This window comes from Pseudomonas sivasensis, assembly GCF_021391435.1.
Taxonomy (GTDB): Bacteria; Pseudomonadota; Gammaproteobacteria; order Pseudomonadales; family Pseudomonadaceae; genus Aquipseudomonas; species Aquipseudomonas sivasensis.
Genome location: NZ_CP090029.1, coordinates 3,156,079 through 3,175,612 on the forward strand (window position 1 = coordinate 3,156,079; position 19,534 = coordinate 3,175,612).

17 protein-coding genes and 4 pseudogenes are annotated in these 19,534 nt (G+C 57.6%); 4 read left to right on the top strand and 17 right to left on the bottom strand.

Annotated elements, in window-relative coordinates:
• Positions 1-26: 26 nt before the first annotated feature.
• From LRO94_RS14190 to galB, 5 genes are read right to left on the bottom strand one after another with little or no spacing between them, the layout of a single operon-like run.
• Positions 27-911, bottom strand: a complete 885-nt coding sequence (locus LRO94_RS14190) for a LysR family transcriptional regulator (protein WP_032891421.1) — start codon at positions 909-911, stop codon at positions 27-29.
• Between the two features lie 27 nt (positions 912-938).
• Positions 939-1,862, bottom strand: a complete 924-nt coding sequence (locus LRO94_RS14195) for an NAD(P)-dependent oxidoreductase (protein WP_122765104.1) — start codon at positions 1,860-1,862, stop codon at positions 939-941.
• Positions 1,862-2,950, bottom strand: a complete 1,089-nt coding sequence (locus LRO94_RS14200) for a 4-oxalomesaconate tautomerase (RefSeq protein ID WP_233896789.1) — start codon at positions 2,948-2,950, stop codon at positions 1,862-1,864. The genes LRO94_RS14195 and LRO94_RS14200 overlap by 1 nt, the downstream gene beginning before the upstream one ends.
• Before the next feature lie 5 nt (positions 2,951-2,955).
• Positions 2,956-3,672, bottom strand: coding sequence for a 4-carboxy-4-hydroxy-2-oxoadipate aldolase/oxaloacetate decarboxylase (locus tag LRO94_RS14205; RefSeq protein ID WP_032891427.1), 717 nt, complete (start codon positions 3,670-3,672; stop codon positions 2,956-2,958).
• Positions 3,669-4,403 carry a 4-oxalmesaconate hydratase gene (gene galB / locus LRO94_RS14210; protein ID WP_032891429.1) on the bottom strand — a complete coding sequence of 245 codons (735 nt, stop codon included), beginning with the start codon at positions 4,401-4,403 and terminating at the stop codon, positions 3,669-3,671. Before galB ends, LRO94_RS14205 begins: the two co-directional genes overlap by 4 nt.
• A 155-nt stretch (positions 4,404-4,558) precedes the next feature.
• On the opposite strand from galB, the gene LRO94_RS14215 reads away from it, so the two are divergent.
• Positions 4,559-5,782: a LysR family transcriptional regulator gene (locus LRO94_RS14215; RefSeq protein WP_099602437.1), complete on the top strand. Its 1,224-nt coding sequence runs from the start codon at positions 4,559-4,561 to the stop codon at positions 5,780-5,782.
• 43 nt (positions 5,783-5,825) lie between these two features.
• On the opposite strand, the gene LRO94_RS14220 is transcribed toward LRO94_RS14215, so the two are convergent.
• The 5 genes from LRO94_RS14220 to LRO94_RS14240 form a co-directional block, all read right to left on the bottom strand.
• The gene (locus LRO94_RS14220) at positions 5,826-6,209 is read right to left on the bottom strand and encodes a VOC family protein (protein WP_099602438.1); all 384 of its coding nucleotides are present in this window, start codon (positions 6,207-6,209) and stop codon (positions 5,826-5,828) included.
• Between the two features lie 305 nt (positions 6,210-6,514).
• Positions 6,515-6,817: a hypothetical protein gene (locus LRO94_RS14225; RefSeq protein ID WP_233896790.1), complete on the bottom strand. Its 303-nt coding sequence runs from the start codon at positions 6,815-6,817 to the stop codon at positions 6,515-6,517.
• A gap of 6 nt (positions 6,818-6,823) precedes the next feature.
• Positions 6,824-6,976, bottom strand: a complete 153-nt coding sequence (locus LRO94_RS14230; RefSeq protein ID WP_177326467.1) for a hypothetical protein — start codon at positions 6,974-6,976, stop codon at positions 6,824-6,826.
• Positions 6,977-7,044: 68 nt separating this feature from the next.
• Positions 7,045-8,022: a carbon-nitrogen hydrolase family protein gene (locus tag LRO94_RS14235; RefSeq protein ID WP_032891439.1), complete on the bottom strand. Its 978-nt coding sequence runs from the start codon at positions 8,020-8,022 to the stop codon at positions 7,045-7,047.
• A 39-nt stretch (positions 8,023-8,061) separates the two neighbouring features.
• On the bottom strand, positions 8,062-9,498 hold the full coding sequence (locus tag LRO94_RS14240; RefSeq protein WP_122753271.1) for a purine-cytosine permease family protein: 1,437 nt from the start codon (positions 9,496-9,498) through the stop codon (positions 8,062-8,064).
• A gap of 275 nt (positions 9,499-9,773) precedes the next feature.
• Here LRO94_RS14240 and LRO94_RS14245 point away from each other — a divergent pair, with 275 nt between their 5' ends.
• Entirely contained in the window at positions 9,774-10,667 is an 894-nt protein-coding gene (locus LRO94_RS14245; protein ID WP_032891444.1) for a LysR family transcriptional regulator, read from the top strand.
• A gap of 292 nt (positions 10,668-10,959) precedes the next feature.
• A complete protein-coding gene (locus LRO94_RS14250; RefSeq protein ID WP_032891445.1) occupies positions 10,960-13,200 on the top strand; it encodes a putative bifunctional diguanylate cyclase/phosphodiesterase in 2,241 nt (746 codons plus the stop codon).
• Positions 13,201-13,312: 112 nt separating this feature from the next.
• Here LRO94_RS14250 and LRO94_RS14255 read toward each other — a convergent pair.
• Positions 13,313-13,702, bottom strand: a pseudogene (locus LRO94_RS14255) (LLM class flavin-dependent oxidoreductase); the annotation flags it as partial.
• Positions 13,703-13,725: 23 nt separating this feature from the next.
• On the opposite strand from LRO94_RS14255, the pseudogene LRO94_RS14260 reads away from it, so the two are divergent.
• Positions 13,726-13,893: pseudogene (locus LRO94_RS14260) on the top strand (DDE-type integrase/transposase/recombinase); the annotation flags it as partial.
• A gap of 57 nt (positions 13,894-13,950) precedes the next feature.
• Here LRO94_RS14260 and LRO94_RS14265 read toward each other — a convergent pair.
• From LRO94_RS14265 to nthB, 6 genes and pseudogenes are all read right to left on the bottom strand, one after another.
• Complete coding sequence (locus tag LRO94_RS14265; protein WP_032891523.1) at positions 13,951-14,526, bottom strand: TetR/AcrR family transcriptional regulator; 576 nt, start codon at positions 14,524-14,526, stop codon at positions 13,951-13,953.
• 11 nt (positions 14,527-14,537) lie between these two features.
• Positions 14,538-16,178, bottom strand: coding sequence for an AMP-binding protein (locus LRO94_RS14270; RefSeq protein ID WP_179179005.1), 1,641 nt, complete (start codon positions 16,176-16,178; stop codon positions 14,538-14,540).
• Between the two features lie 78 nt (positions 16,179-16,256).
• Positions 16,257-16,541, bottom strand: a pseudogene (locus LRO94_RS28080) (methyl-accepting chemotaxis protein); the annotation flags it as partial.
• Positions 16,542-17,540 (bottom strand): annotated as a pseudogene (locus LRO94_RS27930) (PAS domain-containing protein); the annotation flags it as partial. It abuts the pseudogene before it with no gap.
• A gap of 18 nt (positions 17,541-17,558) precedes the next feature.
• On the bottom strand, positions 17,559-18,815 hold the full coding sequence (locus LRO94_RS14285) for a GTP-binding protein (protein ID WP_179179003.1): 1,257 nt from the start codon (positions 18,813-18,815) through the stop codon (positions 17,559-17,561).
• Positions 18,812-19,474, bottom strand: coding sequence for a nitrile hydratase subunit beta (gene nthB, locus LRO94_RS14290; protein ID WP_032891452.1), 663 nt, complete (start codon positions 19,472-19,474; stop codon positions 18,812-18,814). The genes LRO94_RS14285 and nthB overlap by 4 nt, the downstream gene beginning before the upstream one ends.
• Positions 19,475-19,534: the final 60 nt, after the last annotated feature.

Sequence of the window (19,534 nt, forward strand, 5' to 3'; positions counted from 1 at the left end):
GTTATGCGGATTTTGCATGCGTCTATTCAGTCTATGCAGATCTCACGAACCAATGACATGGTCTGTTGTGCCAGGCGAGACAGCGGGCGCTGCTCAAACGTTGCGATAAATAAGTGCGTCTGGATTGATGGATCAACGATCTGTGCAGCTTTGAGTCCTTCGAGTTTTCCGTCGCCGTTGGCCAAGGCCGAGCGAAACAGTACGCCGTAGCCCATGTTGAGATTGATCAATTCCAATAGCGACGGGATGCTATCGACCTCCAGGCAAACGTTCAGATGCACCTCATGCCTCGACGCTTCATTCTCGATGAGGCGGCGTATGGAGTGAGGTTCGCTGGGAGTGATTAAAGGGTATTGGCCCAAGTCTTTCATCGCTACCTGGGAAGGGAGGTTCGAGTGCTGGCTACCTATGAGCATCAATGGTTCTGAGTGTATGTGCTCATACTGCAGTTGTGCACTGTGGCCAGGATTGAAGAGCAGTGCGAAATCGAGGCGACCCAGGAGCAGCCACTCGCGCATCGAATGAGTCAGGCCTTCTTTGATCCCCAATATGCAGTCAGGAAAGCGCTCTCGGAAGGCAGAGACCACTGCCACAGTGTGGCGTCGGGAAATACTGGGAGGAAGCCCGACGACGACCTTGCCAGACAACGTATCGCGTTGTTCGCGCAGGTCTTCACGCGCCACCTGCACCTGCCGCAAGATGCCTTTGCCGTGATCGAACAAGCGTTGCCCGGAAGCGGTCAGTAAGACGCCTCGACCATTTCGCAAGAGCAGATGCTCCTGCAGCTCGACTTCAAGCTGCCTGACCTGACGGCTAACGACCGACTGAGAAATGTTCAGTACGGCGGCGGCCTTGGTGAAGCTGCCGAACTCGGCCACCCGTACGAAACATTCGAGCTGTTTTAGATCCATGAGTGCGACTCTGGGAAAAAAGCTATGTTACCGCTTTTCCCGGACAGTGCTTTCATGAGCGATTGGGCTGCCATACACCGTGTCGATCAGGTTTATCCAGTCGAATGGCTCAAGGTGTGAGTAATCAATATCGGCATCAAGCATGGCATCGACGAGCCCGAGCTGAGCGCTGACGATGGCTTGGCTCATGTTCGGAACCACGTCGACGTCGCGAGCGGTTTTTGCGACCTCTTTCATTTCCTCTGCGCGACGCCGACCGTGCTCGGCCACGCGACTGATCAAGTAGTGGGGTAGGGCGCTGTCCCAACCCATCTGCGGAAAACTCTGGTGCAATGACGCCAGCACCTCACCCTCGGCATGGTACTGGCGAGCGGTACTCAGGCATTCGGTGGTGAGCGCTTCCAGGCCTTTGATCATGATGCTTCGACACATCTTTATCGCTGAAGCTACGCCAATCACATCTGCCACTACCCGCACGTTCATGCCTAGCCCGCTTAATCGTTCAGCGACCAGGGTGGCGTGTTGGCCGCCTAACAGGATGGGTGTTTTCAAGCGTTGTGGCGGTACCGGCGCCATGACTGCGGCATCAATGTAATCGACGCCATGCAGCTCCATCGCTTTGGCTGCTGCCCGCTTCGTAGAGGGCGCCACCGAGTTGATGTCGATAAACAGTTGTCCGGGCTTCATCAGTGGCGCCGCGTTCAGTGCGACTTCGAGTGCGTTATCCGCTGTGACGGCTGAAATGATCCACTCGCCAAGCGCTATCGCTTGAGCCGCACCCTCGAACAGTTGAACGCCACACCGCTGGGCTTTTTCATGCAGCGCGGCTCGTTTGGCCGGGTCTTCAAGGAGTCGATCATAGGCGTAGATCTTCACGCCCTGTGCTGCAAGATCCTCGCCCAGAATGGCACCGGCTTCGCCGAAGCCGATCATAGATACGGTCGTGGTCATTACGATTTCACCGGTTTTTGCCAGACGTCGCCAGGAATGAGCACGTTGCCTTCGAACAACAGCCGTGCCGTGCGTACCAACCCGCAACCGGCTAACTGACCGTCAATTACACGCAGCTCCACCGTGAACTCGCCGGTTGGATGCTCGACAGACAATTGGACTCGATCACCTGTTTCTACTTGGGCCAAACTGCTCGCGACTGTCCCTTGAATCAGGCAGGCAGAGGCGACACTGACAGCGCCGAACACCCCTATTGATGTGTGACAGCGGTGAGGAATGAAGGTACGGCTGCCAATAGCGCCTCCGTTGCGGGGGGCTGCTATCAGGGACATTTTCGGTACTGTGCGCTCGCGCACATCTCCCAGATTCATCAACGGGCCCGCCTGCAGCCGGATCGATTCCAGCAACGCTTTGAGCGCCATGTCGGCGTCCAGTTGCTCGGGGTTTTCATCGCCCGTGCACCCCACATCAGTCGCCCTGATCAGCACAACAGGCATTCCATTGTCGATACACGTCACTTCAATGCCATCGAAGCGGTCAATGGCATTTCCGGTAGGCAAGAGCGCTCCGCAACTGGAGCCGGCAATGTCTTCGAACTCGACAATCAGAGAAGCACTGGTGCCAGGAACACCATCGATGCGGGTATCACCTGCGTACTCGACGATGCGGCCTGGAGTGGGGACTTTAGCCACCGCGATCTGCCCGGTGTTCACCATGAAAATCCGCACGGTCGTCAACAACTCGTCTGCGCTGATCAGCTCACGCTCGATTGAAAAGGGGCCGACGCCGGCAAGGATGTTTCCGCAGTTCTGACCGTAATCAACTTGAGCCTGTTCGACTGAAACCTGAGCAAACAGATAATCGACATCAGCATCCGGGCGATCCGAGCGGCGGATGATGGCGACCTTGCTGGTCAGCGAATTTGCGCCGCCGATGCCATCTATCTGGCGTGCATCGGGTGAGCCCATGACGGACAGCAATACTTGATCACGCAGCTTACCTTCCGGCGGTAGATCGTCAGCCAGGAAGTAAGCGCCCTTGGAGGTGCCTCCACGCATCATGAGGCATGGAATTCGGGTCTGGCGCATGAAGGTCATCCTTGTACGTCAGTGAGGCTGTCGTAATAAGTCAGGCCCCGATCGATGAGCTTCTGACGCATCGCGTAAATATCCAGGCCCAACTCGCCAGCCGCCAGGCGCACGCGTTTCTGCTCTTCGATTTGGGCGCGTTTTCGGCTGGTTTCAAACACGTCGGGCAATTCTTCGCGGCGCACAATGACCACGCCGTCATCGTCTGCCACTACGACGTCCCCGGGCTCGACCAATTGGCCGGCGCAGATGATGGGCACGTTGACCGAACCCAGGGTTTCCTTGACCGTGCCTTGGGCATGCACAGCCCGCGACCATACCTTGAAGCCCATTTCCCGAAGCGTTCGGGTATCGCGCACCCCGGCGTCAATAATCAGGGCACGTACCCCTCGGGCCATCAACGAGGTGGCGAGCAAGTCGCCGAAGTATCCATCGGTGCAGGGAGACGATGTCGCGACCACCAGGATATCGTCGGGTTGGCATTGTTCGACCGCCACGTGAAACATCCAGTTGTCACCCGGCGCAACCAACACGGTCACCGCCGTTCCGCTGATGCTCTGGTTCTGCTGGATGGGACGAATGGCCGATTCCAACAAACCTTTACGTCCTTGGGCTTCATGCACGGTAGCAACACCAAAGCGATCCAGTTCGTCGATCAGCGCCGAATCGCCACGGGGAATGTTGCGCACGACAACTCCAGTTTTTCCGATCAGTGTGCTCATGCCAGGTTCTCCGTCACCCTTGGGAAGATGCTTTGATAGCCCTCGGCGTAAACGATGTTACGGGTAGAGGCGATACCCACGTTGCGTTTGGCCTGCACACCGCGTTGCAGGGCGACACGGGTGTAGTACTCCCAGAGATGTTCCTGACCAGCCATGCACTGGATGGCGGCGTATTTCTTGTCCCAGACTTCGGTGATGTCCAACAGCACATCCGGGCGCCATTCGCATTGCTCCGGCTGGTGGGGTTCGAAGCTGTAAACGGGTGGGGCCCCCACAATTTTTTCGCCAGGCTTGTAGCCTTCGGCCTGAGCGATGATGCGCGCTTCCTGCGTCAGGTTCATCGCCAGCGGGTGATCGTAGTTGTAGGGGTCTTTGATCGAGTGACTGAGGACGAACTCCGGTTGCACGCGGCGAAACACATCGGCCAAACGAAACAGCGTCTCTTTATCGGCGCGCATCGGGTAGTCGCCGATGTCGAAGAATTCCACGCTCGCGCCAAGTATCTCCGCTGCGGCTTCAGCCTCGCTGCGACGCGCGGTTTTGACCTTGTCTTCAGACATCTCGCCTTTGCGCCAGAGCTTGGCCGACTCACCTCTTTCGCCATAGGACAAGCACACGATGTGTACGGCATAACCTTGTTGGGCGTGCAGAGCGATGGCGCCACCTGCGCGCCAAACGAAATCGGCAGAGTGGGCGCTGACGACTAATGCAGTTTTTGTTTTATTGATCATCGAAGTGCTCTTCTTGCGGCTGTTTGAGAGCACCCACAGTCGCATTTGAGGGGGAGGTTGAATAATGCGTTCGGCGGCAATAGGTATGCGTTTTACTTATCGGGATGAGTTATGCATGCTGTGCACCCGCTTTCTCAAAAACTCGGCAGGTAGGCATGCACAGTCCTGAGTTGCCCAATTTGATGCAGGTTCGCGCGTTCCTTCGCGTTGTCGAATACGGCAGCGTATCCAAGGCATCTGCCGTGCTATTTCGTGCACAGCCTGTCGTGACACGCGCCATCCTGGCGCTGGAGAAGCGCCTCGGCGCCTTGCTGTTCGAACGCACCGTCAATGGTATGCGTCTGACCGATTACGGAGACCGTGTCATTCCTCGGGCTCGCCGGGCCTTGGAGGAACTGCTGGCCGTTCCGTCTTTGCTGGGGCAGGTATTGGGCCACTCCGCCGAGCCGCTTTACCTGTTCCAGACCCGCCGCCTGGAAATGTTCGCGAAACTCTGTGAAACCCACCATATGCAAACCACGGCGAGTGCGCTTGGCGTTTCGCAGCCCGCGATCAGTGCCGCCATCAAAGTGCTGGAGCAGGGCAGTGGTGCTGGCTTGTTTGAACGCACGCCTCACGGTTTGCTGCCGACCCGCGCGTGCCTTGGAATGTTGCTGCGAGTTCGGCGAGCACTGAATGAACTGCGTCACATCGATGCGGATATCGCTGCGTTGAGTGGTTCTCTTCAAGGTGCCGTGCACGTAGGGGCCTTGCCGCTCGGGCGCACGGGAATACTGCCAGAAGCCATCGTGCGCCTGACCCTGCAACACCCCCACGTACGAGTCGTCACAAACGAAAGCCCGTTTGACCTGCTAGCCAGTGAAATGCGCGCTGGCGATGTGGATTTTGTACTCGGCGCTCTGCGCCCGTCGGCCTACGCCAGCGATCTGCATAGCGAAGCCTTGCTGCGGGAGGAAATGGTGATCCTGGTACGCCGCGACCACCCTTGGCTGGAGCGGACGCCTTCCTATGAGGACTTGAGTGCCGCCCGCTGGATCTTGCCTCGCGCCGGCTCTCCGGCACGGCAACTGCTAGACGCGTTTTTTGCCCACATCGGCATCGCCGCACCCAGCCCAGTGATTGAAACGGGCGACCTGGCGATTTTGCGCGGTGTGTTGCTGCGCTCAGACATGCTCGCTGCCGTTTCGGCGCATCAACTGGAACACGAAATGGTCAGCGGTGAGCTGGTGCGACTGCCGCTTTCCCTTAGCCACACCACGCGACCTATTGGCCTGATCTCCAGAGCGGGGGCGCTTCAATCGCCTGCGGCGCAGGCGTTGATGGATAAGATTCGGGAGGTGGTAGGGGAGGCGGCGATGAAAATGGCAGAGGTATCCTGACGCAGGTTCAACGTAGTTATTCGTCAGCAAGGTGTCTTGACCCCTACGCTGGCGTGAAACAGTAGGCGGCCAGCTTGTTGCCGTCGAGATCACGCGCGTAAGCAGCATACGCGTTGGGTGCCCAGTCTCGTGGCCCCGGCGTACCTTCGTCAGTTCCCCCACTGGCCAGCGCTGCGGCGTGGAAGGAGTCGATGGCTGCGCGGTCGGGTGCTGCGAAGCTAATAGTGACACCGTTACCCACGGTTGCAGGAGCACCGTTGGCTGGTTTCAGAACGTAGAACGATGGGGTGCTCTCCCCCCAGGCCGAGCCATCATCTTCTAAATCGATGATGCGTTTTTGTCCCAGCGCACCCAATACATGGTCGTAAAAATCGCGGGCTTTTTGCATATTATTGGTGCCGACGGTGATGTGCGTGAAGATAGGCATTTAAGTATCCTTTTTGGTGAAAAACGGCAGGTGGATATTGCTGTTTGTCCCGTTGCGAGATGAGCCCTGGCCTCCGTCGACAAGCCTGTTGGGTCCGAGATTTCTTCGCACAATCCGAGCCTTTGCAAAAAATGTGGTGAAGGAAGTTGTCTTGGCATCGGCACGAATGTAAACGGGGTTATCGACGCCAGCGCTGTGAAAGAGCAAGAGGCCAGCAATCCAGTCGAGATGCATGGAAGCTGAAAGCGTCGTGACCGCAAATTACGCGTCCATGCAGTTTTGGTCCCTTCGTAGTCTCAACAGCGTTACTTGTCACTAATGGTGATACCAGTGCGCACGCGCCGATCAATTGAAAGTTCAAAGATGTCAGGTCTTGAATAGTTGCCTGCCAAATCTAAGTCGTGAAGTTGCGCGTCCAGGCCCAAACTCAGCGAAACAAACGACACAAACGACACCCATTGAAACGCCTTGGTGGTCTCCATGGTGGTGGAGAACACCATTGGCACAAACGTCAGCGGATTTACCACTCCACCGAACATCACCAGTGCAGCGACCCAGTCAGGAAGCTGCGGATTGGAAAGCGCGGTGACCGCCATCACCGTCCCCATGATGATTCAGTCCAGATGCGCCTGCCGCACGCGTATCGGATTGGCCATGCCCAGGGCGCGAAGCTGGGCCGGGTAGTCGACAGAAGCCAGAACGGCGAAACCGCAGAGCGCCCCCGGCGCGATGGATAACAGAGCGGTAGCCAGAAGCGCATGAACCATCAATTAGCCTTACTGATTCCGGGTCGGCCTATGCACGGCCGCCCGGAACATATGGTTGAGGCGAGAGTTCAGGCGTCGCGCAGCGTTAACCCGGTGCGTACGCGTCGATCAATCGAGAGCTCGAAAACATCCGGACGCAAGTAATGCCCGGCCACATCGAGGTCATGGTGCTGGGCATCGATCTGCGCTAGGTCGATGGTTGCCAGTATAATTCCAGGCTCTCCGAAGAGCGGTGCCGTCACCCAGGAACCATCAGGGGCGATCACACCAGATCCGCCATTGAACAGTACGTCTTCCTCCAGTGCCTTGCCGCCAACCCCACGCCGGTAAGCCGCCAACAACTCGGCCGGCACATCCCCAGCGGCCAGGTACTGGCCGGCGCAGAGCACAAAGCAGCGCCCTTCGAACGCGTAGGAACGGGCAGCGACATGGTGCATTTCCGGCATGTCCGGCCAGGCCGCCACATGAATCTGTTCGTCCTGTGCATGCAGAGCCTGGCGCGCCAGCGGGTGCCAGTGTTCCCAGCACACCAATCCGCCTACGCGACCAACCACGGTGTCGACCACCCTTAGCCCTGCGGCATCACCATTGGCCCATACCGTCCGTTCGGTGTGGGTGGGCGTCAGTTTGCGGTGCACATTCAAAATGGCGCCATCGGGGCCAATAGTGACCAGTGAGTTGTACAGCGAACCGCCATGGTGTCGGGAGCGCTCGTTCATCCCCATAACCACGGTGACTGCGTTAACGCGCGCAGCCTCGCGAAGCTCCGCCAGGTCATCGTGCATGTCTTCAGGCTGGCCAATGACCGGGCTGTCTGCTAGTAGCTTGGCGTACCAGGACTTTGCTTGCGCATCGTCCCAGCCCGCCATTCCAAATACCCATGCTGGGTAGCAGCTCAGCCAGGTTTCCGGAAATATCACAAGTTGAGCCTCCTGGAGTGCTGCCTTTTTGATATGTTCGGCTGCCCGACGCATCGACTCGGCTCGATCAAGGAGAGCCGCAGGCATTTGCACAATGGCGACTGTTTTTTCGCGTTTGCTGGTCATTTAAAAACCTTTTTCTTTTGGTCGTTTATCGGTGAGTGCTCAGCCGGCAATACCTTCAAGCGCCAGTTGACTTTTGCGTTGCGCGGCAATCTCCGAGGAACGTTCGAGGTTGCGCGTCAGCACGAAATACAGGCCACCGGAAATCAGCAGGCCGGGGATGAATGCGATATCCGCACCGCCCATTACTTCAGCTACCGGGCCAACGAAAAACGGGATAGAGAAGAACGGCACCATCGCGACAAACCCGACCAGATAGGCAAGCACGCCGCGCCAGGCCCAACGGCCATATACGCCGTGCGGATTGAATATTTCGGCGATGGCGTATTCACCTTTGCGAATCGCATAAAAGTCGACAAGGTTGACCGCCGTCCATGGGATCAAGAAGTACAGCATAAGCAGCACAAAGCCGTTGAAGCTGGCCATATAGGCATCCGGTAACGTCAACGCGATCACCAGCGACAACAGGCCAACTGTGCTCAGGCCGATCACTCTCACGCGGACACCTGGGCGCACTGGTCGGAAACCGTCCACTGCGCTGATGCCGGTTAGCATGGCGCCATAGCAGTTGATGCCGGTGACCGACAACTGTGCGACGGCGCCTACCAGCGCGACGAATATGCCAAAGCCAGGGAATAAATAATTGCCGGTTTGCACCAGCGAAACGATGCCATCGGCGCCCGGTATATAGCTGGACAACACCGCCCCCAGAGACATCAGCCAGGCCGCCGAAGCAGCCGCGCCCAGGTACGTCCAGAAGATCAGCCTGGAGCTGGACGAGTCTTGGGGCAGGTAGCGCGAATAATCTGAGACATAAACCGAGTAGCTGATGTTATAGCCCGCTGCGAGTGACAACTGCACTAGAAACGCAGTGGTGTTCCAGCCCGAACCAACCGGTGTTGGGGCCGCCGCTGGCAGTGCAGTAACAGCCATCAATGTCACGATGCCAAACACCGCAATTAGCAGGTATGTGAGCCAACGCTGCACAAAGTGCAATAGGTCATAGCCCACCACTGCAATCACAATGCTGATCGTAATCAACGTGGGGTACCAAAACCACGTAGAGCCCGGTAGAACCAACTGTATGGCTTGGGTTACCAAAATGACGCCGAACACTATAAAACCGATGTAAACAAAGATGGTCGCCGCAAACGGCACAATGGCCCCACGGCTGCCGAATTGCGCGCGTGACTGGATCATCTGCGGCATGCCCATCTTCGGGCCCTGGTTGGCGTGCAAGGCCATGAACACGGTGCCGAAGCCAGCACCTATGATAACCGCCAGTACACTCCACAGAATGCTGAGCCCCATGCTCGGCCCAACGAAACCGACCATCATGGTGAGAAACACAAAGTTTCCGGTAAACCAGAACGGGCCTTGGTGCCAGACCTTACCGTGTCGCTCTGTACTAGGCACATAATCGATTGAGCGAGTTTCAATGGTGGGTCTGCCCGACCCTCTACGTCGTTGAGTTGTCATACCGCACTCCGTAAACATTATTTTTCTTCTGGGGGAAGTCGTGCTCGCGTGGGCCGCAGTTGCTCCCCTTCCTGCAGGACTTCTGCCCAGCAGCACTGCGAGTATCGAAAGAAAGAAATGGCCGGTAAATCCTCCAGTACAGAACCTGACTTGCTTGAAATCGCAACTAAAGCACGGCCTCTTTCGGTACCGTTCAGGCGCATTGATTCGCAAGGCAAATTTACTGGTATAAGGGCTGTGCCTATGGCATTTGTGAATCTGCACCGGAGGTCTTGATGCTTACCAATTTCTCAGACGTGGATCTGCGCAAACTGCGCATCTTTTGCACTATCGTCGAGGCTGGAGGCTTCACCTCCGCGCAGGTACGCCTAAATACCAGCCTGCCCCGCTTGAGCACATTGGTGCGAGATCTGGAAGTTCGCCTTGGCTTCACCCTCTGCCGTCGCGGCAAGAGCGGTTTTCAACTTACTGAGCAAGGCGCCCAAACTTATGCTGCGGCGCAGGAGCTGTATGCTGATATCGACCGCTTTCATCAGCGGGTAGTCATGCTTAACCAGAAGTATCCAGAGTTCTTGCAGATAGGCAGCGTCGATAACCTGCTTTCGCTCGACCAGGCACCGCTACCGCGGGCCCTCGCTTCCTTTCGACTAGTCTCGCCTCGTACACGCATCGACCTGCAGGTAATGCGCGCCGACGAGCTTGAGCAAGCCGTGCTCGAAGGACGTCTGCACCTCGCGATTGGTTGTTTTAACCACCAGCTTTCGGGCCTGCACTACCAAGAGCTATTCGAGGAAGAACAAAATCTGTATTGCGGGCGCGGACACCCTTTCTTCGAGCGTCCCGACGAGCACTTTACGGACGAGGAAATCGGTGCTGCAGATTACGTCGACCGTGGCTATATGCTCGAAAGCCGCCGGCCACACAAATTGCGTTTCGGTAACTCGGTAAGCGCTTTTTCCATGGAAGCCATCGCCACGCTGATTGCATCCGGTACCTGCATCGGCTTCCTGCCAACCCACTATGCCGATATCTGGGTCGCGCGTGGGATGCTGCGTGTAATTGCACCGCAGCGGTTAAGGTATAGCGCATCATTTCACTGCATCACCCGGCAAGGGCAAGTGCCGACGGAGTCACTGGCCAAGCTGCTGCAGGCGTTGCAGACGGCATAGTCATTGGTGACATTGAAGCCGAGCACGCAAGTTCGAAAATCAGACAAACAAACCCGTTCGTACGGCAAGCGCGATGCCGGATAGGAGGAGGTGGAAATTGCTACGAGTCGAGAAAGCGAAGTTAGCCAAATGGCGGCCATCTGATACTGTTTTTTATGTTGGATCTGAGTCTGTATTTAACTTGGCTACGCTCTATAGAGTGTATATCCGACGCACAAGTGGACAGTGATCGGCCGCCACTATTTCTGGCTCTCTGAAGACCGGACGACCTCGAGAGTCTTCAGGAATTACCATGAACATCCGTCCGAGCTTTCACTGCAAGACCTTCCCCGAGTCGCAACGTGACATTCTTGGCATGATCGCGACCGATCAGCATCTGGGCGACGTACTCTGTGCCATCTGCCAGATGCTCGACACACAGTCCCCCGAAAGCCTCTGCTCTATCCTGCTGACGGATGCTGAGGGTAAGCACTTGTTCAACGGCGCGGCACCCGGCCTACCGGCCGAGTACACCGAGGCGATTGATGGTATGGCCATTGGTCCACAAGAAGGGACATGCGGCACCGCAGCGTTTCGGCGCGAGCTTGTGGTCACCGAAGACATCGCCCATGACCCGAACTGGGAGCGCTTCCGCAGCCTGGCTCTGGGACATAACCTGCGTTCCTGCTGGTCAGTCCCTTTGCTTTCCCATCAAGGTACCGTGTTGGGTACATTTGCCCTGTACCAAAAGCGTACCCATGCGCCGGACGAGGCGCAGATTCAACAATTGGTCTTTGCCGCCCAACTTGCAGTCATTGCAATCCGCCACGAGCGTGACGGACGGCGACTGGAGGAAAGCGAACAACATTTTCGTTCATTGTTCACCTATAACCCCAACCCAGTGTTCGCCCTCGATCTGGCCGGCAACATCCAGAGCGTGAATCCTGCAGGCCTGAAGCTGAAACCGCACACTGCAATCAATTTCATTGGCCATCATTTTTCCCAACTGGTGCTCGATGAGGATCTGCAACGGGTCAGTCAGCATTTTTGCGCTGCCCGTGCCGGAGTGCCTCAGCGCTTCGAGGCACAGCTTCGCGACGAAAGTGAGCGACTGTTGACCATGGATATCTCCAACCTGCCCATCATGGTCAACGGAGAGATCGTCGGAGTATTCGGCATTGCCCGAGATATCAGCGAACAGAAACATTTCGAGCGCCAATTGCGCTTCAATGCCAGCCATGACCGGCTAACCGGTTTGCTTAACCGTGTTTCGCTTGAAGAACGGCTTGCTCTGGATTGCCACATCAGTCGTCGGCATAAGCGTTGTCTGGCGGTGATGTGCATTGATCTGGATGGATTCAAATCCATCAACGATTCGATCGGGCATTACTTCGGCGATCAGGTACTGATCGAAGTGGCGCAACGTATGACCCAGCAAGTTCGTCCCGGTGACACCATCTTGCGTATGGGCGGTGACGAATTCATCGTGCTGCTGCCCGACCTGCTTCGTGATGAGGACGTTGTACCGGTGGCCGAGCGGCTGATGGCCGGCATTGCCAGACCCTACTGCATCCAGGGTATTGACCTGCATGTGACTGCAAGTGTCGGAATCACCCTGAGCGATGGTCACATCGAGCAGCCGATGCAACTGATCCAGCAAGCTGACATGGCTATGTACAAAGCCAAGCAGCAAGGGCGCAATAACTTTCAGTGGTACACCAGCGACCTCAATCAGCTTGTTTGCGAGCACGCGAGCCTGCGCAATGACCTGCAAAAGGCTATCGAAACTCAGTCATTCCAGCTTCATTACCAACCGCAGATAGACGCGCGCACTGGGCGGGTGGTCGGGATCGAAGCGTTGCTGCGCTGGGAGCACCCTGAAAAAGGATTTATTTCACCTGCAGTGTTTGTGCCGGTGGCAGAGGACAGTGGGCAGATCATCCCGCTGAGCCTCTGGGTGCTCGATACGGCCTGCGCGCAATTACGCCTGCTGGGTGAGCAGGGCATAAAGGACATTTCGATGGCTGTGAATATTTCGCCGATGCATTTCCAGCGTGGCCAGTTCGTCGAGTCTATCCAGGCAGTGCTGAGCAAATACGGCCTCAGCACCGGACAGTTGGAACTGGAGATTACCGAGTCGCTTCTGCTGCATAACGTTGAACAGGCGATCGACACGTTGCATCGGCTCAAGGCGTTGGGGGTGCGCATTGCGTTGGATGATTTCGGCACTGGCTTTTCCAGCCTCAGTTACCTAAAGCGTTTGCCGATCGACAAGATCAAGATCGACCGCTCGTTCATCCAGGAAATTGCTACCGATCGTCACGATGCGGCGATCACCCAAGGCATTATTTCCATGGCCCATCACCTTAGCCTGACGGTGGTCGCCGAAGGTGTGGAAACCACGTCTCAAGTGGATTTCCTTAAAGGCAGTCGCTGCGATATTTTTCAGGGGTATTACTTTGCCAAACCGATGCCCTTTGCAGACCTCGAAGCTTTCCTGAGTCATCGCGCGTGCCGGACCCTGACGCCCGATCCTGTCTTGTCCCAGGCATGAAAATCAAACGCCAAAGCGAATTTTCAGATTCAGACGACGCCGGTTGTCCTGAACTACACTTCAACGGATTCTGATCGAGGTCAGTGTAATGCGACTGAGTGAAGGGCCTCTAGACGGAACTACATTGCTTCATGACGTCCAGCCGCCAAACTTCCACGACCAGCCGCTGCATGTTCGGTATGCGTGGGTAATTGACCCATCCGGTGCTCGCGCGCGCGATCCAATCCAGTGACTGGCGACTATCGCCGGTCACGAGCATTGGAAGGCGTTAGGTGGTGGGTTTAGGAATCAGGTCTGCGCCGCGCATTTCAACAGCGCTCCAGTGGATGGGCTCAAAACTTGTGCTGTGGGGTCGGCAAATCACCTCGTAGTGCTCTCGAAAGATTTCTCCGCGTCTTTCGGGATCGACGCCAAAAGCCGAAAACTCTATCGGACGATCGCCGGAAGCCTCCCCCAGAATCATGCGACCTGAGCTCAACTGATCGACGCTTGCTGAACCCTCGATGCCGCTGCTAAGGAATCGTGCTCGGCCGAGCTTACAAGCAGCGGGGCAGGCCTCAAGGATTGTTATTGCACTCGGATCAAGGCTCGCAATAGGGCAATCGCCAGTTTCGTCAACGGCTTTGGCGTTACCGCATGCGCCAAAGCATGAGTCGTCGTGGAAACTGTTGGGACAATGCGCCGATGCAGAAGCGGCTTTCCACGCCATGATGGGCATCAGGTTTGAAATCCAGAGCAGGGCAGGGGCACTCAAGGTAGGGCGTTTATTGCGTGAATTACCGCATCGGCGATGGTCTTTGTAATAAGCCGACGCTGGCTGTTATCAACCTTCGGGCTCAGCCATATGGGTAGGCTGTTGAGCATGGGCAAAATCGCAGTAAGCGCCCCCTCGCGCAACGGGCCGCCGGGTTGATGGCCCAACTGGCCGACCAACTTCATGATTTCTGACTCATAGGCTAGCCTCAATCGCTCAACGCGTGCCTGCATCGGAGCGCCCAGGCAATTGGCATCCATGACCGCTAACTTGAAGTGCCCGGTCATCTGTTCATGCAATTTAAGATGGCCTTCGATCAGTTTTGTCAGGCGCTGCGTGGGCGTCAATCTTCGGGTTTTGATCAGGTCGACGTGCGACAACAGCGCCTGATAGAGCTCTGTCAGCCATTCAAACAACATTGCTTCCTTGCTCTCTACATGGTGATAAATCGCTCCCGGGCTGATTCCAACATGCGCCGCCAATTCCCGCATGCTGACCTGGCTGAAACTACGTTCCTTGAACAGCTCCAGGGCTCTGCGCTGAAACTCCGAGCGGCTCAGCGTGGGAACCATACGTCCGTGAGTCATGTGTCGAGTGCCTGCTGTTTGGCAATTTCCTGGTTGCGCAGAATGAACCGCTGCAACTTGCCACTCGGGGTCTTGGGCAGTTGTTCGACGAACTCGATTTCCCGTGGGTACGCATGCGCGGCCAAGCGCTGTTTGACATGCAGACGCAGGGCTTCCGCCAACTCGGCACTGGGCAGGTACTGACGGTTCAGCACCACAAACGCCTTGATCAGCTCGGTGCGTTGCGGGTCGGGCTTGCCGATCACCGCGGCTTCGACGACTGCCGGATGCTCGATCAGCGCGCTCTCGACATCGAAAGGCCCCACGCGGTAGCCGGACGTGGTGATCACATCGTCGTTACGGCCTACAAAGCTGATACTGCCGTCCTCATTGAGCTCAACGATATCGCCGCTCAAGTAGTAACGGTCGACAAACGCCTTGGTGGGCATGTGAAAGTAGCCATTGAACCAGCACAGGGGCGAGCGCGCGCGATCCACCGCCAGTACGCCCGGCTGAGCCGTCGGTAGTTCCCGATGCGCATCATCCAGCACGACAATCCGGTACCCGGGCACCGCATAACCGGCAGAACCCTCACGTACCGGATGGCGTAGCCCATGGTGATTGCACAGCACCATGCCAATTTCGGTTTGGCCGTAATGGTCGTGAATGACCACCCCGAGCTGTTCGGCGAACCAACGGATGACTTGCGGGTTGAGCGGTTCCCCGGCGCTGCTGACGATACGCAACTGGCCACGCACGGCGTCGGCGAACTCGGCCCCGGCAGCAATCAGCAGGCGATAGGCCGTGGGCGAGCCGGCCAGGTTGCTGATCGCATACTTGGCGATAATCCGGCAGGTGCTTTCCACGGTGAAAGGGCCGTCATGGAACAGCGTGGCTCGGCCGCACGCCAGTGGCCCGGTCACTGCGTAATACAAGCCATAGGCCCAGCCGGGGTCGGCGAGGTTCCAGAAATGGTCGTCTTCGCGCAAGTCGATTGAATCGCGCATATAACTTTTGAAGGCCAGAATGGCGCTCAAAGGCACCTCAAGCGGCTTGGCAGGTCCTGTAGTGCCCGAGGTACACATCAGCAGGAAAGGCGCACTCGCGTCCAGCAGCTCAGGCGTGCAGTCGGCCTGTTGGCGACCGAGGGCGTCCCAGAAACCGTAATCGCTCGGGTGCTGTGGGGGGCCGTCTGTCACGATGACGCGAGGGCAGTCGGGGATGTCATCCAGCTTGGGACGATTGTGGGCATCGGTCACGATCCAGCGTGCCCCGGAGCAATCCAATCGCTGCTCGATCGCCTTGGGCCCGAATGCGGTAAAGAGAGGTTGGTAGACCGCACCGATGCGCCAGGTCCCGAGGATAGTAATCACCAGTTCAACCGTGCGTGGCATGAGTCCGGCGACACGATCTCCCGGTTGTACCCCTTGCGCTCGCAGAAAGTTGGCAAAGCGCGCAGCGTGCACCTGCAGTTCGCTGAACGTGTAGTGCGTGGCGCGACCATCCCGCGTTTCGCAGTACAGCGCCACGGCATTGCCATGAGCGTGCCGGTCGCAGCACTCGATGCAGGCGTTCAAGGCTCCCGGTTCGCCGTGCAAGTCTTGAGCAGCCAGTTGTAGATAGTCGAAGGTTGACACTGCTGAGTCGTAATCGCGCATAACGTACCTGATTATTATTGTTGGAATTTGCCCTACGCCCACGCAAGCTGCGCAGGCGCAGGGATGTTGCTAGTTGTCCATCATCTCTGCCGCTTGCTGGGTCGCCTGGCTGGTCCGCGTGGCTAGCTTGCGCACTTCATCGGCGACCACTGCAAACCCGCGACCGGCGTCGCCTGCTCGCGCCGCCTCAATGGCGGCATTCAACGCCAGCAGGTTGGTCTGGCTGGCAATGCCCTGAATGGTGGCAACAATCTGCGTCAGCTTGGTGAGGGTTTCCTGCATCACCCGATGTTGTTGCGCCTGCGCCTCGCGCATCGTGCTTTCTTCATGGTGGGCATGTATGTCGGTGATGGCACCCACCACCCGTTGCGGGGAGCCGTCCTGCGCGCGGCGCGTTTGCCCACGACCGCGAAACCAGCGGTAAGTACCGTTTTTATGTTTGAGTCGATAATCCACATCGAACGGCGTCTTGCCGCTGCGGTCGTCCACATGGGCGACGAATGCGCCGATGGCCCGCGCGCTATCGTCGGGATGCAAGCGCGAGGTCCAGCTTTCCAGGGTGTTGGGGAACTCCTCAACGGTGTTGCACCCCAGCAGTCGGCGCATTTGCGAAGACCACCAAATGGTATTTTTCGGGTTCGCTGGGTCGCCTGCTACCACCTCGATATCCCAAAGCCCGTCATGCAGCATTTCCCGGGAAATGTCGAAACGTGTGGCCGCCAGTTCGAGCGCCTCGTTGTGCAGGTACTGGTCATGAATGTCACGAACGGTCCCAGCGATGCAGAGCGCTGCGCCTTGCGCATCGCGACGCGAGGCACCGCTTATGCTGCACCAGCGATAGTCGTCGCCGGGTGCAGGTTTCATCCGCACCTGGAGCGCAAATGCCGTCCGCCCGCTGCGATCAGCAAGGTGCCTGGCGAGCGCTGCCAGATGCACTTGCCGGTCATCCGGGTGCAACTGTTCACTCCACGCGCCGAGCTGATTCATAGCCTGGGCCTGGTTCGACGCTGGCCCCGTCCACGTCATTGAACATTCCGGCCCAGGAGCAGCGGTTCCATCCAGCTCCAGTTCCCAGAACAGTTCATCTGCGCCCTGTGTGATCAGTACCCAGCGCGCCTCCCATTGCCGCAACAGCGTGTCACGGCAGGCCAGGTGCTGTTCCAGTTGGCTGACGCGAAACGCCAGTGCGCAGGCCTGCTCCTTAACGGCTTGCCGCTCTTGCAGCAGTCGCTCGACGCTTGCCAGGATGCGGCGCACCAACCGGTTGTTCGACGACAATGGCGTGCTCGCCTGATCAGGCTGCTCCAGTCGGTCGGCGAGCTGCGCCAATACCCGGCGTGTGGTTCGGCTGAAAAAGAGCATGGGGCACCTCTACCTCGGTCAAATGGGAACAGCCTGCAAGGACTGCATCGGGGCCGATAAGGCCTGGGCGTCAAAGACTTTCGCTCCCGGCAGCGTTTGCCAGGCTGATGGGCCGGCGGCTATTTCCTGGGCGCTCAGCAGGCAGTCGTCGAGGGCGCGCTGTAACACGTGGGTATCCAGATCCTGGCCGATAAAGACCAACTCCTGCCGGCAATCACCGACAATGCTGTCCCACTTGGTCATGATGCTTCGCAACCGATATTCATCCCGTGGCCATTGCGACTGCTCGATGAAGTTCCACCAGTGCCCGACATAGTCCCACTGGAACTGCCTGCCGCTGTGCACCAGCAGGCCGGTTTCCAGGTGCCGGCTGGCGAGCCAGAAGTAACCCTTGCTACGCAACAGCCGCCCGTTGCGCCAGGGGCGTTGCAGAAAATCGAGTAATCGCTGTGGGTGAAAGGGGGCACGCTCGCGGTACACCCATGACGTCACGCCATAGGTGTCCGATTCGGAGGCCGGTGTGTCATCGGCCTGCATTTTTTTCATCCAGCCGGGTGATGCAGCCAGGCTGGGTAAATCAAACAGATGGGTACCGAGAATGCCTGATAGCTCAACGTTGCCGTGTGTCATCGGCATGATCCGCGCGGTCGGGTTAAGGCCGGTGAGGACCGCGTGCACGGCCTGATAACCGGGCTCGTCGATCAGGTCCAGTTTGTTGACGAGAATGACGTTGGCGTACTCCACCTGCTCAATCAGCAGATCTGCCAGATGGCGTTTGGGTGTGTCCACTTGTGCGTCGTCGCGCGCTACGATATCCGGCGATTCGAGCAACGTCTGAAAACGACTGCCATCGACCACCGTCACCAAGGTATCGAGCCGCGCCAGTTCGCTGAGGCTGAAGCCTTCTGCGTCAAGAAATGCGAACGTCTCGGCAACCGGCATCGGCTCGGAGATTCCCGTGGACTCAATGAGCAGGTAGTCAAAACGTTGCTGGCGTGCCAGGGCACTGATCTGTTCGAGCAAATCGGCGCGCAGCGTGCAGCAGATACAGCCATTGCTCATCTCGATCAACTCATCTCGACCACGGTGCAGCGCCACGTCGCGCTGCACCTCTTCGGCATCAATGTTGACGTCGCTCATATCATTGACGATGACTGCCACTCTCAGGCCGTCGCGATTGCGCAAGATATGATTGAGCAGGGTGGTTTTGCCGGCGCCGAGGAAACCAGAAAGCACGGTCACCGGCAGTCGGCTCGCCTGGGCGCCGTCAATCATACGTTCACCGCATGTGAGCTGGCGGCCTTGTCCAAGTAGCTTTCGAACAGGTCGACCACCACAAAACCTTCATCGGCCGCATCCCCCCACAGGTCTTTCACGCGAAACTCGACGTGGTAGGTTGGCTGATGCGCAGCGTTCAAGTCGCCATGACCAATGGCGTCCGGAAAAGGCCATTTTTCTGAAGTTCGGTGGAGGACCACACCTTCCTTGCCGCGAACATAGGCCGGCATGCGGGTATGCCCGGCTACATACTCGTTGCGCACGACTACCCGGTCGCCGACTTCAAAAGGCGTTCGGCCAGTGACCGCCGGGCGGCCCTGCGCATGCGCGGGATTCGCTAGCTTGAAGTGAGAACCCAGGGCCTGATCGAGCTCCGCCTGGGTGATGACGCCGGTTTCGACCAGCAGGGTGGCGGTGGCGATGACATAGCGTTCGTAGTACTGGGTGCCGACATGCTGACGCACGTCCAGTCGCTCGACGGCGTGGCGCACTTCGTCCACGCTGAACTTCTTCAAGTGATCGGCACCGATAAACATCAAGCTGTACGCCAGGTGCTCCCAGTCCTGCTTGAACACGGGTTGGTAGCTCAGACTGTTGATGGTGTGAGGGACTTTGCCAAAGCCTTGGAAACCGCCGAGATCGTGAAAGCCATCCATCGTGGATACCTCTTAATAGAGAATGAATAGAGAATAAAAATTGAAAGAAACAAAGCACCC

What these genes read in the sequence shown, in the direction of transcription:
- LRO94_RS14205 (WP_032891427.1), bottom strand. Translation starts at nt 3,672, where the DNA reads ATGAGCACACTGATCGGAAAAACTGGAGTTGTCGTGCGCAACATTCCC.
- LRO94_RS14230 (WP_177326467.1), bottom strand. Translation starts at nt 6,976, where the DNA reads ATGGTTCATGCGCTTCTGGCTACCGCTCTGTTATCCATCGCGCCGGGG.
- LRO94_RS14200 (WP_233896789.1), bottom strand. Translation starts at nt 2,950, where the DNA reads ATGCGCCAGACCCGAATTCCATGCCTCATGATGCGTGGAGGCACCTCC.
- LRO94_RS14270 (WP_179179005.1), bottom strand. Translation starts at nt 16,178, where the DNA reads ATGCGCGATTACGACTCAGCAGTGTCAACCTTCGACTATCTACAACTG.
- LRO94_RS14190 (WP_032891421.1), bottom strand. Translation starts at nt 911, where the DNA reads ATGGATCTAAAACAGCTCGAATGTTTCGTACGGGTGGCCGAGTTCGGC.
- LRO94_RS14220 (WP_099602438.1), bottom strand. Translation starts at nt 6,209, where the DNA reads ATGCCTATCTTCACGCACATCACCGTCGGCACCAATAATATGCAAAAA.
- LRO94_RS14285 (WP_179179003.1), bottom strand. Translation starts at nt 18,815, where the DNA reads ATGATTGACGGCGCCCAGGCGAGCCGACTGCCGGTGACCGTGCTTTCT.
- LRO94_RS14195 (WP_122765104.1), bottom strand. Translation starts at nt 1,862, where the DNA reads ATGACCACGACCGTATCTATGATCGGCTTCGGCGAAGCCGGTGCCATT.
- nthB (WP_032891452.1), bottom strand. Translation starts at nt 19,474, where the DNA reads ATGGATGGCTTTCACGATCTCGGCGGTTTCCAAGGCTTTGGCAAAGTC.
- LRO94_RS14265 (WP_032891523.1), bottom strand. Translation starts at nt 14,526, where the DNA reads ATGGTTCCCACGCTGAGCCGCTCGGAGTTTCAGCGCAGAGCCCTGGAG.
- galB (WP_032891429.1), bottom strand. Translation starts at nt 4,403, where the DNA reads ATGATCAATAAAACAAAAACTGCATTAGTCGTCAGCGCCCACTCTGCC.
- LRO94_RS14235 (WP_032891439.1), bottom strand. Translation starts at nt 8,022, where the DNA reads ATGACCAGCAAACGCGAAAAAACAGTCGCCATTGTGCAAATGCCTGCG.
- LRO94_RS14240 (WP_122753271.1), bottom strand. Translation starts at nt 9,498, where the DNA reads ATGACAACTCAACGACGTAGAGGGTCGGGCAGACCCACCATTGAAACT.
- LRO94_RS14250 (WP_032891445.1), top strand. Translation starts at nt 10,960, where the DNA reads ATGAACATCCGTCCGAGCTTTCACTGCAAGACCTTCCCCGAGTCGCAA.
- LRO94_RS14215 (WP_099602437.1), top strand. Translation starts at nt 4,559, where the DNA reads ATGCACAGTCCTGAGTTGCCCAATTTGATGCAGGTTCGCGCGTTCCTT.
- LRO94_RS14245 (WP_032891444.1), top strand. Translation starts at nt 9,774, where the DNA reads ATGCTTACCAATTTCTCAGACGTGGATCTGCGCAAACTGCGCATCTTT.
- LRO94_RS14225 (WP_233896790.1), bottom strand. Translation starts at nt 6,817, where the DNA reads ATGGGGACGGTGATGGCGGTCACCGCGCTTTCCAATCCGCAGCTTCCT.